The following is a 14,926-nucleotide window of genomic DNA, read 5'->3' as shown; positions in this document are numbered from 1 at the left end:
AGCAAGAGTAATACAATCTAAAATTCAAAACCTTTAAATTTCATCATTTTTCCCAAGCGTGCATTACTGCTAACACTCAGGCTCTAGAAAGGAGGTGTTCCAGCCGCACCTTCCGGTACGGCTACCTTGTTACGACTTAGCCCTAGTTACCAGTTTTACCCTAGGCAGCTCCTTGCGGTCACCGACTTCAGGCACCCCCAGCTTCCATGGCTTGACGGGCGGTGTGTACAAGGCCCGGGAACGTATTCACCGGATCATGGCTGATATCCGATTACTAGCGATTCCAGCTTCACGGAGTCGAGTTGCAGACTCCGATCCGAACTGTGACCGGCTTTATAGATTCGCTCCTGGTCACCCAGTGGCTGCTCTCTGTACCGGCCATTGTAGCACGTGTGTAGCCCAAGGCGTAAGGGCCGTGATGATTTGACGTCATCCCCACCTTCCTCACAGTTTGCACTGGCAGTCTTGTTAGAGTTCCCGACACTACTCGCTGGCAACTAACAACAGGGGTTGCGCTCGTTATAGGACTTAACCTGACACCTCACGGCACGAGCTGACGACAACCATGCAGCACCTTGTAAACTGTCTTGCGAAAGATCTGTTTCCAAATCGGTCAGTCTGCATTTAAGCCTTGGTAAGGTTCCTCGCGTATCATCGAATTAAACCACATGCTCCACCGCTTGTGCGGGCCCCCGTCAATTCCTTTGAGTTTCAAACTTGCGTTCGTACTCCCCAGGTGGGATACTTATCACTTTCGCTTAGCCACTGAACTTGCGCCCAACAGCTAGTATCCATCGTTTACGGCGTGGACTACCAGGGTATCTAATCCTGTTCGCTCCCCACGCTTTCGTCCATCAGCGTCAATAAACTGGTAGTAACCTGCCTTCGCAATTGGTATTCCATGTAATATCTAAGCATTTCACCGCTACACTACATATTCTAGTTACTTCCCAGTAATTCAAGTTCAGCAGTATCAATGGCCGTTCCACCGTTGAGCGATGGGCTTTCACCACTGACTTACTAAACCGCCTACGGACCCTTTAAACCCAATGATTCCGGATAACGCTTGGATCCTCCGTATTACCGCGGCTGCTGGCACGGAGTTAGCCGATCCTTATTCTTACGATACCGTCAAGTCCCGACACGTCGGGATGTTTCTTCTCGTACAAAAGCAGTTTACAATCCATAGGACCGTCATCCTGCACGCGGCATGGCTGGTTCAGACTTGCGTCCATTGACCAATATTCCTCACTGCTGCCTCCCGTAGGAGTCTGGTCCGTGTCTCAGTACCAGTGTGGGGGATCTCCCTCTCAGGACCCCTACCCATCGTAGCCTTGGTAAGCCGTTACCTTACCAACCAGCTAATGGGACGCATGCTCATCTTTCACCGTTGTGACTTTAATTATAAAGTGATGCCACTCCATAATACTATGAGGTATTAATCCAAATTTCTCTGGGCTATCCCTCTGTGAAAGGCAGATTGCATACGCGTTACGCACCCGTGCGCCGGTCTCTAGCACCGAAGTGCTATACCCCTCGACTTGCATGTGTTAAGCCTGCCGCTAGCGTTCATCCTGAGCCAGGATCAAACTCTTCATCGTATATTTTAATATTATATCTCGACAAATATCTATCGGTTCATTTCGAATCTTTCGATTCTATTACTCTTATTTCTTTTGTTCTAACATCTCTGTTAAAACGGCTGTCAATTCAATATGTCTACGAACGTAATTTCTTTGTCTTTCGCTTGTCTCTCAAAGCGGGTGCAAAACTAAAACTTCTTTTTGTTTCTCGCAAGAAAAATTTAAAAAAAATTTGAAACTTTTTTTTCGTCTCTGTTTTTCTTCTTTTCCTGCCAGTCTCTCAATGAACTTTCCGTGTTTTGCGGGGTGCAAATGTAAAAAGCATTTTCAAATCCCACAAGCTTTTTCGAATCTTTTTTTTTGAAAATTTCTTCTCTTTTAATTCGTATTGCCTGTCAGTATTTCTGTGAACGTTTTTCGCTGTTGCGGGTGCAAAAGTACCACCTTTATTTACATTTACAAGCCTTTTCCTTATATAATTTCAATCTTTTTTAAAACTTTTTCTTAACTAACTCATAACAGCTGATTTACAATCTCAACTTTCTTGAATAGCTGTGAGGTTTTTCTTGGTATAACTGTGGATTTCGTATTTTACACGGGTTCGGGTTTGCCGATTTTACAGAGTTTTCAGCTTTTAAGCCGTGTTTTTGATCTTATTTTAATTCTCAAATCAAGCAAGAGCATCAGCTTTTTCTTCTCCAATTATCTTGTTGACCCTAAAATTTCCTTTTTCAAAAGATTTTCGCAGCCCCGATAAAAGTGGAAATCCTTTTGTGCCGGGGTTCGGCACAAAAGATTGGAACGGATAGCGGGAAACTGCCCCTTATTGTATATGTATAAAAGAGCTTCGACTTCGCTCAGCATGACAATCTAAGTTTTCTACTTAATATATGTACAAAAATAAACCCGACAGGTTTTAAAAACCTGTCGGGTTGCGGGAATGAAATCTACTCTTATATATAGTATACTTATATATGTATACTTTCATTTAAACTGTCGATTACTTCTTTTGTGATCTGGATGCTTTTTAATTTCGCCTGATGATCGAAGATTGGGCTTGTCACCATTAGTTCGTCGATTCTTGCGTAGTCTATAAACTTTTCCAAATCGGTTTTTAATTGTTCTCTGTTTCCTGTGAAAGTTCCAGCTGTCATTTGGTTGACATGAAAACGTTCTGCTTCGTTCATGATGTCGTCTAATGACGGAACCGGCGGTTGTAGGCCTTTGCGGTCGTTTCTAATTAGGTTCAGGAACATTTGATACAAACTTGTAGACAATAGTTCTGCTTCTTCATTGGTATCTGCAGCTATTATATTCAGACAAGCCATTGTTTTCGGTTTATCTAAATATTCTGAAGGCTGGAAATTTTCTCTATAAAATTCAAATGCCTGAATCATCAGTTTTGGCGCAAAGTGTCCGGCAAAAGCATAAGGCAATCCGTAAGCTGCTGCCAAAGCCGCACTGTCCATACTTGAACCTAAAATCCAGATAGGAACTTTTAATCCTTCAGCTGGGAATGCGCGTACTTTTCCAGTTTCATTTTCGCTTGAAAAATACTCTTGGAGTTTGCTTACGTTTTGCGGAAAACGCTGTGCCTGCTCGAAAAAGTCTTTTCTGATCGCTTCTGCAGTTGGCTGATCTGTTCCAGGTGCTCTTCCTAAACCTAAATCGATTCGGTTTGGATAAAGGGTTTCCAGGGTTCCAAATTGTTCGGCAACTACTAAAGGAGAATGATTTGGGAGCATGATTCCGCCAGAACCTACACGGATATTTTTGGTCTGACTTGCTACATAACCAATCAAAACAACCGTTGCTGTACTGGCAACATGTGCCATATTGTGATGTTCTGCAAGCCAAAATCGCTTGTATCCTAAAGTATCTGCTAATTGCGCTATGTCTTTTGTTTTTTGAAATGTTTCTGTGGCATTGCTATCCTGAGTGATGATAGCGAGCTCTAATAATGAGACTGAAATTGGGTTTTTCATATAAAAAAATGCTAATATGCAAAATTAAGCCTTTTATATGGATGCCTTTTGTTTTCTAATGTTAATAGATTTATAATATTTCTAAAACTATCTAAAAGTTTCTTTTTTAATAATTAATTATTGTTTTACAATAATTAATTATACATTTGCAATATCAATCTAACTTTTCATTATATGAAGACAACTCATATTGTATCTAGAATATTATTTTACTTTACCCGATTTTTGTCTGTGGTTTATTTCTTTTTGGCCGGATATTCTGTTTTTACTTTACTAACGGGATTGTTTTTGAATTTTAAGAACAACGGAAAGTATTTTCAGGTTTGTTATCCTTTTACTTCTCATCCTTTAATGTTAGGTGATTACAACTTGCCGTATATTCTTTTTGATTTTTTGGCTCCACTGAGTTTATATGGGCTTTTCTTTTTATTGAGCAGTAATGTTTTTAAAGTATTTTTTCAGCCTAAATTATTTACGCAAAACGGAATTTCTCATTTAAGGCGTTTCTATTTATCCAATTTACTAATTCCGAGTACTGTATTATTTGTGGCTTTCTTTTTTGTTCCATTAGATAATGAAGTTTCACTTTTTATATTATTACACGGAATGCTGGGTGTTTTCGCTTACTTTTTAGCCGCCATTTTTAAACAAGGTTTAAACCTTCAGAACGAACAAGACTTATTTATATAACTATGCCAATAATTGTAAATGTTGATGTAATGCTTGCCAAACGCAAGATGCAAAGTAAAGAGTTGGCAGAAAAACTAGATATTACACCTGCCAATTTATCGATTCTAAAAACGGGAAAAGCAAAAGGAATTCGGTTTGATACTCTCGAAGCTATTTGTAAAATATTGGATTGCCAGCCTGGGGACATTTTAGAATACGTGGCAGAATAGCTTTCTTTTAAATCTTATTTCACTCTTAATAAATCGGTTTTTGAAGCCGACAGGTATTCTATTGCCTAAATTTTTTAAATCATAGTTCAATTCAATCATCAAAATCACTCAAAAAATGAACAGTTTATCAATCAAAAATCTCAGCAAAACGTATGAGAACGGCACAAAAGCGATTGCCGATTTATCGCTTGAAATTACAAACGGAATGTTTGGTTTACTCGGCCCAAACGGCGCCGGAAAATCGACTTTAATGCGAACTATTGCCGCTTTACAAGAACCTACTTCGGGAATTATTGAATTTAACGGAATTAATATTCTAGAAAATCCAATGTTCATCAGGCAAAATTTGGGTTATCTGCCACAGGAATTTGGCGTTTATCCTAAAATTTCTGCTTATCGACTGCTCGATCATTTGGCAGTTTTAAAAGGAATTGTCGATAAAAAGGAACGACACGATCAAATTTTGTTTTTATTACAGCAGACGAATTTACTGCAGCATAAAGAGAAAGCGGTTCATTCTTTTTCTGGCGGAATGCGTCAGCGATTTGGAATTGCTCAGGCATTATTGGGAAACCCGAAGATTATTATTGTGGATGAACCTACTGCGGGACTTGATCCGGAGGAAAGAAACCGATTTAATAATTTGTTGAGTGAAATTGGTGAAAGCATTATCGTGGTTTTATCGACGCATATTGTAGAAGACGTTCGCGATTTATGCCCTAAGATGGCGATTATTTCTAACGGAAAATTGATTTTGGAAGGAAAACCAAACGAAGCGATTGATTCTTTGAAAGATAAAATCTGGATGAAAGCGATTCAGAAAACAGAACTGAAAGAGCATCAATCGAACTTTAATATCATTTCGTCTAACTTAAATTCAGGAAAAATCAATATTCATGTTTTCTCCCATGAACGTCCAGATTCTGGTTTCGAATTGATATCGCCCGATTTAAGCGATGTTTATTTTAGTGTTTTAGCTCAAAATCAACTTAAAAATTAATGTTATGCTTTCTAAATTAATTCAATTTGAATGGCATAACAATACCAGAAGCTGGACATTTTATGCCGCGTTTATTATTTATTTGGTTTTAGGATTTTTTGTGAGTGCTTTTGCGAATTTTTCTTTTTCGGGTGCTTACAAAAATAGTCCGTATGTGCTTACTTATGCGATTGGCCTAATTTCGCTGATGACGATATTTTCGATTACGCTTCAGGTTGCACAAAGTTTTTTAAAGGAATATGAAACGAAATTCGATTCGATTATTTTCTCCTCTCCTATTTCTAAGTTTCATTATTTGGCACCTAAATTTATTACTGCGTTTGCAATCGCCGTAGTTTCTTTTGGAATGTTCATTACAGGAATGATCGTTGGACATCAAATGCCGTGGCTTTCTAAAAGCGAAATCGGTCCTTTTGAAACTATAAATTATCTCTGGCCGTATTTTGTAATTGTGATTCCGAATATTTTTCTGTGTCTTTCTATATTGACGGCTTTGGCGTGGCTTACGCGAAATAAACTTTTTATCTATGTTGGCGGTTTATTAATTTACATCTTATATATAGCGGGTTCTATTTTTTCTAATTCGCCCATCTTTGCAAATGCTTCACCGTCTTCGGCGAAAGCCATGTCTTTGGCAGCAAAAATAGATCCGTTTGGTTTGGCAGCGTTTTTAGAACAAACGAGATATTGGACTGCAATTGAAAAAAACACCGAACTGGTTTCACTTTCGGGGAACTTTTTATTTAATCGATTGTTGTGGATTTCAGTTTCACTGCCTTTACTTTTTGTTTCGTATCGATTATTTTCCTTCCGAAAAACAAAAACCAAAAAGATAAAAACGCAAAAAACTATTTCAAAAGAAGCAAAAATCTTTTCTTCGGAAATTCCAAAAAACATCGAGTTCAAAACTTTCAATCATAATTTTGCTGTTTTTAAAAGCAATATCAAGCTGGATATTTTTTTAGTTGTAAAAGGAATTCCGTTTTTATTGATTGTTCTTTTATTTTGGGGATTGTTGGCAATCGAAATTTCGGATGAAATTGACGGCGGAATAAGATTAGCCGAAAAAATTACCGATACGGCTTTAATGATTTCCACCATAATGGATCGTCTACCTTTTATTCTGATCTTGATTCTTCTCTTTTACAGCAGTGAATTATTAAACCGAAGCGAAAATTCGAGATTTGAAATGCTCGAAAATACCGCACCGTATTCTCAATTTGTGATTTTATTGGCCAAACTGACGGCACTTTTTATCATTCCGTTACTCATTATCAGCATTAGTATTTTGATTGGATGCGCCTTTCAGATTGCGAATGCCAATGCTCCAATCGAAATTGGCATCTATCTTTCTTTGTTTTATTATCTCGGATTTCCGTTGTTATTAATCTCAATTTTAATAATCGCAATTCAAACTTTTATTAAAAATAAATATGTCGGACTTTCGGTTGCTGCTTTTGTCTGCATTTTGTTTTGTACGGGAATTGGAGAACAATTGGGAATTTCGCATCCTTTACTTCGATTTGGAGATGCTTTTAAAAGAGAATATTTTGATTTGAATGGTTTCGGAAAATATACTTTTCCGTTTCATATTTCGATGCTGTACAATTTCGGATTGGCTTTACTGCTTCTTACTTTGACAGGAATTTTATGGAAAAGAAATGCTTCAGTTTTAAAAACCTTTCGGAGAAATTCATTTAATGGCTTTCAAAAAACAACTTTTGCATTGGGAATTATTCTTTTTATTGGTTTTGGAAGTTATCTTTTTTATAAAACGAATATCGAATATCCATATTTCACCGAAGACGATCAGAATAACTGGAGCGAGCAATATGAAACTCAATTTAAAAAATACACCAATCTTGCTCAGCCCACGATTGGTTCTGTAAAAAGTAGAGTCGATTTATTTCCTGAGGAAAATCGTTATGAAGTAAAAGGCGTTTATGAATTGATCAATGATTCTGAAAAACCAATTGATAGTTTACTCCTATATATAGATCGAAATTCGAAACTGACTTCTATTGAAATTCCGAATTCGAAAAATCTAGATGATGTTTCGGCATTTCATCATTATTGGTATCGATTGGAAAAACCTTTGTTACCTCAACAGAAAATGAAAATGAATTTTTCTTTTGAGTCGTCGTGGTCACCATTTAAAGGACATACTGCCTTTAATTCTATAATCGAAAATGGATCATTTATGCGGATAAGCCGTTACTTTCCGCTTTTTGGTTATCAGGAATCGAATGAAATCAGTAGTAAAAAAGAGAGGGCAAAAAGATATTTGAAACTTCAGACGCCTCTTAAAAAGCTAGAAGACAAATCGGAAATTAAATATGATTTTGTTGATTATGATGCTCTGGTTTCGACTTCTAAAAACCAAACGGCGATTGGGTTTGGAGATTTAATTGGAAATTGGAAAAAAAAAGATCGCAATTATTTTCATTATAAATCTAACGGCAAGATTCCGTTTCGATTTGCTTTTTCATCTGCTGAATATAGAATCCAAAAAACAAATTATAAAGGTATTTCGATTGAAGTTTTTTATGATAAAAGACATTCGAGAAACATTAAAAAACTAATTCAGGATGTAAAAAATACTTTAGATTACTGCCAAAATAATTTTGGCAAATATCCGTATAAAACGATTCGTTATGCCGAAGTTTCTGCTTTCGTCGATGGATTTGCTGCGACTTCATATCCGTCGACCGTTTTTATGAAAGAAAATTTCGGATTTTACAGCAACCTCAACAACAAGGATAAAGAAGATGTGATTAATCAATTAACGGCGCATGAATTGTCGCACGAATGGTGGGGAAATTCCCAAATAAGTCCGGAACAAAAAGAAGGAAGCTGGATTTTGACTGAAACCTTGGCGCAATACACCGAATTGATGCTTTATGAAAAAGAGCATGGCTTGGAAAAAGCGCTCGAAACTTTAAAAATTCATCTGGATCTATATTTGAGCAGCCGAAGTTATGATCCTGAAACTCCTTTGTATAAAACGAATTATGACACACCGCATTTACCTTATGACAAAGGAATGCTGGTAATGCATCAGCTTCGGATTTTAATTGGTGAAGAAAAAGTAAATCTGGCTTTGAAAAATTTTCTGAATCATTATAAATATCCAAATCCGTTTCCTGATTCTGAGGCTTTATTAAAAGAAATTTATGCTGTAACGGATAAAAAGCTGCATTCTAAACTGGACGAAATGTTTAAGCAGATTATTACCTATTCCTCAAAAATAGAAGCTGTTTCAAGTATTAAAAAGAATGGTTTTTATGAGGTTTCATTTAAAGCGTTTTCTCAGAAATATAAAGAAAATGCAACAGGACAAAGAAAACAAATCGCAAACGATGCCACTATACATATTGGAATTTATGATGAAAACGGAAACTTATTTAATTATACTTTTCCAATCCAGAACAATACAATTGAAGGAAAAATCAAACTCAAAACAAAACCTCAACGCATTGTTATTGATCCGTATTTAATGAATATTGATACTTTTATAAAGGATAACGAAAAGGAAATTGATTAGTTTTTTTGCCACTAATTCCACGAATTTCCACTAATTTTTAATTTTAGTTTTTCACAAATGCTCAAAATATAGCTCGCGGTTTCAACCGCGGGAAACGTTACGAATTGGGTATAATTAGATATTGTGTACCCGTGGTTGAAACCACGGGCTATGTTTGAAATAAAAATCAGTCAAAAATAGGAATTAGAGAAATTCGTGAATTCGTGGCAAAAAAAATCATTTTAATCCTTTTAATCTGTGGCAAAAAACTTTTATCTCAATTGAATTAAAATCTGTTTATGAGTTGTTTTTCCGTCGTCTTTAATTTTCAAATCTTTGTTGGATTCGATTTGAAATTTTGATGCAGTTTCTACATTCAAAGAAATATCACGATTCCTAAAAGTTTCTGGAATTTCCGGAAGTTTAATTGTAACTATTACTTCTTTATTTTTCTGCTGAAAATCGACTTTGATTCCGTCTCTTAACCAAATGTATTCGTAAACTTCTTGCCACGGCGCCATCCAGATCGAATCATTTCCTTTTAATCCGTATTTGTTGGCAAGCGTTGTCATATAGTATTTGAAATCAGGAAAACGCATGCTTAGATTCCACAAGTTTGTATTTCCCGTTCCGTGTGTGAATTCGTTAAACCAAACTGGATCTTTTTGTTTTACAATAGAATCTATCGTTTTTAAATATTTATCCATCGTTTTAAAACTTGTAGTGTCTTTTAAACTCTGAACAAAAGTTCGAGCAGAAATCATTTTATCTAAATCTACTTTTGAATCTACTTTAAAAACTGGCCCTACACCGTAATAAGAAGCAACAGATAAATTTCCATTGGCCAAAGCTTCTTTTTCATATTCTAAATAATATTTCTCATCACCTTCTCCGCCAGGAACTACAAAATGCGACATGGTAAAATCTAGATTTTGTTTTATTGAAGTAGTATTTTCGGTTACTTCTGTCAAGTACTTAGTTCCATGTTTTGTTGCATGATGAAAACTGTGATTTAAAATATCCCAGCCAGCATTGTACATTTCTTTAATTTCAGCCCACGAAAGATGTCCGCGGTTTTCTGGTAGATCTCGAATTGAACCTCCATTGATCGCTAAAGCCAATTTAAACGGAATTTTATTTCCCATTCCGTCCGAATAAAAAAGCCCTTCTGAAACTGTTCCATCTCCACCTTGATCAATTTTCCATTCGTTAATGGATGAATTACTGATTTTTCCTCCATTCAATAATGGAAAAGCGGTTAAATAAGCAGATCTGTAGCCATCGTCAAGCGTAAAACTATACGCCAAATGTTTGTTGTATTTTAATGGAGAAACGGCAATTGTTACTTTATCCGTCGATTTCAATTTTATTTTGAATGAAATAGTTTTCGATTTTGAAGAATCTTTTTCGATAATTCCATTTGAAAAACCATTAACGCTTCCGAAGATTACGATAATTATTATAAGAAGAATTCGTTTTGGCATAAATTTTAGGGATTCATTTTCGACTTAAAAGTACATTTCTTTTTCAAAAAAATATTTTAAAACTGATTCTAGTGCTTAAAATAATTTCTGTCGATTCAAAAAAGTGAACAGATTTTAAACCTAACTTTGTACATCAATTACAAAAATTTGATTTAGCATTTCTGCAAATGACACACAAAATTTTAATTATAGACGACGAAGAAAAACTGAGAAGTCTACTGGTTCGCATTATAAAATCGGAAGGATTTGAAGTTTTTGAAGCGAAAGATTTAAAGTCTGGTTTTAAAAAACTGGAGCAAACTGATATTGACGTTGTTTTGTGTGACGTAAAACTGCCTGACGGAAACGGTGTCGATTTTGTTCAAAATATAAAAAACAGTTTTCCGCTGACAGAAGTTATTCTGCTAACTGCTTTCGGAAATATTCCAGACGGCGTTCAAGCAATGAAAAATGGCGCTTTTGATTATATTGTAAAAGGCGACGATAATGATAAAATTATTCCGCTTCTTTATAAAGCTGTCGAAAAAGTACATCTACAGAAAAAAGTTCAGCAATTAGAAAAACGTATTAACGATAAATATTCTTTTAATACCATTATTGGAAAATCAAAAGGAATTGAACAAGTAATTGATCTTGCTCAAAAAGTTGCCAAAACCGATTCGACTGTCTTACTTACGGGTGAAACTGGAACAGGAAAAGAAGTTTTCGCGCAGGCGATTCACGAAAATAGCAATCGTGCAGGAAAATCTTTTGTGGCTCTAAACTGCAGTACTTTCACAAAAGAAATTTTAGAAAGCGAACTTTTTGGTCATAAACAAGGTGCTTTTACGGGAGCTGTAAAAGATAAAAAGGGTTTTATTGAAGAAGCAAACGGCGGAACTTTATTTCTGGATGAAATTGGTGAAATGCCAATTGATCTTCAGGCCAAATTATTGCGTGTTTTAGAAACCAGCGAATATATTCCGGTTGGTGACACGACTCCTAAAAAATCAAACTTTAGATTAATTGCCGCTACAAATAGAGATTTAAAAACAGAAAGTGACGAACATCGCTTCCGTTCTGATTTGTATTTCCGATTAAATATCTTCGAAATAAAACTGCCATCTTTAAGAGAACGAATTAAAGATATTGGCGTTTTGACGCATTATTTCGTGAAACAGTTTTCTGAAAAAACGAATAAAAAAACATTACAAATCTCTGATGATTTTCTGCAGAAATTAGAAAACTATTCCTGGCCTGGAAATATTCGCGAACTTAAAAATATCATCGAAAGATCAGTTATTTTAAGTAATGGCGATACTTTAACTTCGGATGTTCTACCTTATGAAATGCAACATCAGGCTGAAAATAATTCAAAACCTATGTCGGCTTTCTCAATGCAGAGTGTTGAAAAACTGCATATACAAAAGGTTTTAAATTATACTAAAGGGAATAAAGCAGAAACGGCTCGATTATTAGAAATTGGAATTGCGACTTTGTACCGCAAGTTAGAAGAGTATCAAATTCAATAACAATAACAAAATTCAATTTCAATATCAATTACAATTCTCAAAGCTTCAGAGAATCACAATATTTATAGATTATTTATTGCCAATGAGAAAAAGCTCCAGAGGAGCGACACCTAGGCAATCTGAAAAAATATGTCACCCCGCTGGGCTCTGATAAATGTGGATTCATCATTTCTATAAATATTTCGCTCCTCTGGAGCTTGACAATAACAACATATCAAAACGAGAAAAGCTTATCAAAATGATAAGCTTTTTTTATGCCTATTTTTTGGCACAAAACTACATCCCTTTTATTGACAGCACTTTAGCTGTGACTCAACTTTTTCGGAACATATTTTGGCATAAGGAGGAAGAACATTAAAAATTCATTCCAAATGAAAAATCAAGTAACCTCAATCTACAAACAAGCCGAACGGTTTGCTGAGATAACCAAAAAATCTATTATTTCTGGAAATATAGTAAGAGCTAAGAAATGTCTGGCTCTAGCCGAACGTTTATTCATAACCGGAAGCATCGAAACTAAAAATGCCATTTCTAATGTGTATGTTTTTTCGGTTTCTTCTTTTATGGAAATGCGCCACTGCAATATTTCTCATCTTTTTCCTCAAACGCTTAAAGCGGAATATATCAAGCAGGTTAATGCTTCTGGTGTTTAATCGGTTAACTGTTTAATCGTTTAATCGCTTCAACATAATCTGAAATCTGAACTCAAAAATCTAAAATAAAAATCATGGTCACAATCCTTCTTCTTGCTTTAGCAGTTTTACTGTTTGCAATTTGTTTTCTGTCAGTTGAATTTTTTGAAAAAATCTAAATCATGACTGCACTATTTATCATTTCAATCGCCGTTTTCGTGTACTTGGTTTATGTACTAATCAAACCCGAAAAATTTTAAATCATGTAAAAAGTGAAATGCTTTAAGTGAAATGTAAATGCAAATTTTATTCATCAACTCATTTTACAAATCACCTCTCACCTTTCACTAAAAAATATAAAAATTATGAACACAGAATTATTAGGCGTCATTGGTATTTTTATCCTAACCATTGTTTTAGCGATCCCTTTAGGAAAATATATTGCTAAAGTGTATTTGGGAGACAAAACACTTCTTGACCCGATTTTCAATCCAATTGAAAAATTTATTTTTAAAATCAGCGGTATCAATTCGGCTGAAGAAATGAACTGGAAACAACACTTAAAAGCACTTTTAAGCATTAATATGGTTTGGTTCTTTCTTTGCTTTTTTGTCTTATTGTTTCAGGGTTCTTTACCTTTAAATCCGGATAACAACCCATCGATGACTCCTGATTTGGCATTTAATACTGCCATTTCATTTTTAGTCAATTGTAACTTACAGCATTATTCAGGCGAAAGCGGGGTTTCTTACCTTTCACAAATCGTCTTGATGTTTCTTCAATTTGTTTCTGCTGGTATCGGAATGGCTGCTGCCGCAATGATTTTTACAGCAATGAAAGAAAGAACTACAGAAAAACTGGGTAATTTTTATAATTATTTCATCAAAAGCTGTACTCGTATTTTATTACCACTTTCAGCAATTGTAGCTGTAGCACTAGTATTTAGCGGTACTCCAATGACATTTGAAGGTAAAGATGCTATTACAACGCTTCAAGGTGATCATGTAGAAGTTTCTCGCGGACCCGCTGCGGCCTTTATTGCTATTAAACATATTGGTACAAATGGTGGTGGATTTTTTGGAGCCAACTCAGCGCATCCATTAGAGAATCCAACTTATTTTACGAATGGAGTTGAGCTTTGGTCGCAGATGATTATTCCGTTTGCAATGATTTTTGCTCTTGGATTTTTCCTCAACAAAAGAAAATTAGCGAATATTATTTTTGGTGTAATGACGGTTGGTTTCTTACTCTTGGTTGTTCCAACAGTTATGAGTGAAATTAACGGAAATCCTGCTATCGAAAAAATGGGAATTGCACAGGTAACCGGAGCGATGGAAGGAAAAGAAGTTCGGTTTGGCCCGGCAATTTCAGGTTTCTGGAGCATTGCTACAACGGTAATTTCTACAGGTTCTGTAAACAGTATGCACGATAGTTCTATGCCTATTTCTGGCGCTATGCAATTATTATCTATGATGGTAAATGCCTTTTACGGAGGATGCGGTGTTGGTATTCTAAACTATTACATTTTCATTATTCTGGCTGTATTTATCTCAGGATTAATGGTTGGCCGAACTCCCGAATTTTTAGGGAAGAAAATCGAAGCGCGGGAGGTTAAAATTGCTGCTTTCATCGCTATTCTTCACCCTTTATTAATATTAGCCGGAACTGCTTTAGCTTCTTATTTTGCTGCGCATGATACTGCAATGGGTTATTGGTTTAACGGCAACGCAACAGGCTGGTTAAACAATCCTGGTAATCACGGATTCTCAGAAATGTTGTACGAATATACTTCGAGTGCTGCCAATAATGGTTCTGGTTTTGAAGGTCTGGGAGATAATAATCCGTTCTGGAATATCACTACAGGAATTGTATTACTGTTAAGCCGTTTTATTCCAATCATTGGGCCATTAGCAATTGCAGGTTTACTGGCAGGTAAAAAATACATTCCAGAGAGTGCAGGAACTTTAAAAACCGACACCTCAATTTTCGGAATCATGACTTTTGCCGTAATCGCAATTATCGCTGCTTTATCATTCTTCCCGGCATTGGCTTTAGGTCCATTGGCAGAATTCTTTACTTTAAAATAAAAATGCTGGATATTTTAAACACATAGAAACATAGAATCTAAATCAATAAAAAAGAATAAAAAGAAAACTCGTTTTCACACATAGTTAGAATAACGATTTTATCATTCGTATTTCAATATAGCCCGTGGTTTCAACCACGGGAAACGAATTGCAGGGACAAAGATTGTGATATACGTTGCGTCCCAGCGGTTGAAACCGCTGGCTATGTTCTATAATCCATGT

Annotated in this window: 10 protein-coding genes and 1 rRNA gene; 8 read left to right on the top strand and 3 right to left on the bottom strand. The window is 35.8% G+C overall.

Annotation, left to right across the window (positions count from 1 at the left end; translation table 11 throughout):
* Nucleotides 1-87: 87 nt before the first annotated feature.
* Together PQ462_RS05035 and PQ462_RS05030 are read right to left on the bottom strand one after the other, a co-directional pair.
* Nucleotides 88-1,601: ribosomal RNA gene (locus PQ462_RS05035) — 16S ribosomal RNA — on the bottom strand.
* Between the two features lie 950 nt (nucleotides 1,602-2,551).
* On the bottom strand, nucleotides 2,552-3,568 hold the full coding sequence (locus tag PQ462_RS05030) for an LLM class flavin-dependent oxidoreductase (protein WP_274252578.1): 1,017 nt from the start codon (nucleotides 3,566-3,568) through the stop codon (nucleotides 2,552-2,554).
* Nucleotides 3,569-3,742: 174 nt separating this feature from the next.
* On the opposite strand from PQ462_RS05030, the gene PQ462_RS05025 reads away from it, so the two are divergent.
* The 4 genes from PQ462_RS05025 to PQ462_RS05010 all read left to right on the top strand — a co-directional run bounded on the left by PQ462_RS05025 (nucleotide 3,743) and on the right by PQ462_RS05010 (nucleotide 9,011).
* The gene (locus PQ462_RS05025) at nucleotides 3,743-4,258 is read left to right on the top strand and encodes a DUF2975 domain-containing protein (RefSeq protein ID WP_274252577.1); all 516 of its coding nucleotides are present in this window, start codon (nucleotides 3,743-3,745) and stop codon (nucleotides 4,256-4,258) included.
* A gap of 2 nt (nucleotides 4,259-4,260) precedes the next feature.
* Nucleotides 4,261-4,467, top strand: coding sequence for a helix-turn-helix domain-containing protein (locus PQ462_RS05020; protein WP_012024053.1), 207 nt, complete (start codon nucleotides 4,261-4,263; stop codon nucleotides 4,465-4,467).
* A 115-nt stretch (nucleotides 4,468-4,582) separates the two neighbouring features.
* Nucleotides 4,583-5,467 carry an ABC transporter ATP-binding protein gene (locus PQ462_RS05015; protein WP_274252576.1) on the top strand — a complete coding sequence of 295 codons (885 nt, stop codon included), beginning with the start codon at nucleotides 4,583-4,585 and terminating at the stop codon, nucleotides 5,465-5,467.
* Nucleotides 5,468-5,471: 4 nt separating this feature from the next.
* Nucleotides 5,472-9,011: an ABC transporter permease/M1 family aminopeptidase gene (locus PQ462_RS05010; protein ID WP_274252575.1), complete on the top strand. Its 3,540-nt coding sequence runs from the start codon at nucleotides 5,472-5,474 to the stop codon at nucleotides 9,009-9,011.
* 251 nt (nucleotides 9,012-9,262) lie between these two features.
* On the opposite strand, the gene PQ462_RS05005 is transcribed toward PQ462_RS05010, so the two are convergent.
* On the bottom strand, nucleotides 9,263-10,474 hold the full coding sequence (locus PQ462_RS05005; RefSeq protein ID WP_274252574.1) for a polysaccharide deacetylase family protein: 1,212 nt from the start codon (nucleotides 10,472-10,474) through the stop codon (nucleotides 9,263-9,265).
* Between the two features lie 167 nt (nucleotides 10,475-10,641).
* Here PQ462_RS05005 and PQ462_RS05000 point away from each other — a divergent pair, with 167 nt between their 5' ends.
* From PQ462_RS05000 to kdpA, 4 genes are all read left to right on the top strand, one after another.
* Nucleotides 10,642-11,985: a sigma-54-dependent transcriptional regulator gene (locus PQ462_RS05000; RefSeq protein ID WP_274252573.1), complete on the top strand. Its 1,344-nt coding sequence runs from the start codon at nucleotides 10,642-10,644 to the stop codon at nucleotides 11,983-11,985.
* Between the two features lie 371 nt (nucleotides 11,986-12,356).
* Nucleotides 12,357-12,638 carry a DUF7674 family protein gene (locus PQ462_RS04995; RefSeq protein ID WP_012024048.1) on the top strand — a complete coding sequence of 94 codons (282 nt, stop codon included), beginning with the start codon at nucleotides 12,357-12,359 and terminating at the stop codon, nucleotides 12,636-12,638.
* Between the two features lie 161 nt (nucleotides 12,639-12,799).
* Nucleotides 12,800-12,877, top strand: a complete 78-nt coding sequence (gene kdpF, locus PQ462_RS04990) for a K(+)-transporting ATPase subunit F (protein WP_081909388.1) — start codon at nucleotides 12,800-12,802, stop codon at nucleotides 12,875-12,877.
* Nucleotides 12,878-12,982: 105 nt separating this feature from the next.
* Nucleotides 12,983-14,704 (top strand): potassium-transporting ATPase subunit KdpA, encoded by a 1,722-nt coding sequence (kdpA, locus tag PQ462_RS04985; protein ID WP_274252572.1) that lies wholly within the window; start codon nucleotides 12,983-12,985, stop codon nucleotides 14,702-14,704.
* Nucleotides 14,705-14,926 lie beyond the last annotated feature (222 nt).

Origin of the sequence: Flavobacterium sp. KACC 22758 (assembly GCF_028736135.1) — a bacterium.
GTDB classification, from domain to species: Bacteria; Bacteroidota; Bacteroidia; order Flavobacteriales; family Flavobacteriaceae; genus Flavobacterium; species Flavobacterium johnsoniae.
This window is presented reverse-complemented; position numbering and strand designations above follow the sequence as displayed.

Bases quoted from the DNA above. Each gene is read 5' to 3' on its own strand.
- PQ462_RS05025 (WP_274252577.1), top strand. From the start codon at position 3,743: ATGAAGACAACTCATATTGTATCTAGAATATTATTTTACTTTACCCGA.
- kdpA (WP_274252572.1), top strand. From the start codon at position 12,983: ATGAACACAGAATTATTAGGCGTCATTGGTATTTTTATCCTAACCATT.
- PQ462_RS05015 (WP_274252576.1), top strand. From the start codon at position 4,583: ATGAACAGTTTATCAATCAAAAATCTCAGCAAAACGTATGAGAACGGC.
- PQ462_RS05020 (WP_012024053.1), top strand. From the start codon at position 4,261: ATGCCAATAATTGTAAATGTTGATGTAATGCTTGCCAAACGCAAGATG.
- PQ462_RS05030 (WP_274252578.1), bottom strand. From the start codon at position 3,568: ATGAAAAACCCAATTTCAGTCTCATTATTAGAGCTCGCTATCATCACT.
- PQ462_RS04995 (WP_012024048.1), top strand. From the start codon at position 12,357: ATGAAAAATCAAGTAACCTCAATCTACAAACAAGCCGAACGGTTTGCT.
- PQ462_RS05010 (WP_274252575.1), top strand. From the start codon at position 5,472: ATGCTTTCTAAATTAATTCAATTTGAATGGCATAACAATACCAGAAGC.
- kdpF (WP_081909388.1), top strand. From the start codon at position 12,800: ATGACTGCACTATTTATCATTTCAATCGCCGTTTTCGTGTACTTGGTT.
- PQ462_RS05000 (WP_274252573.1), top strand. From the start codon at position 10,642: ATGACACACAAAATTTTAATTATAGACGACGAAGAAAAACTGAGAAGT.
- PQ462_RS05005 (WP_274252574.1), bottom strand. From the start codon at position 10,474: ATGCCAAAACGAATTCTTCTTATAATAATTATCGTAATCTTCGGAAGC.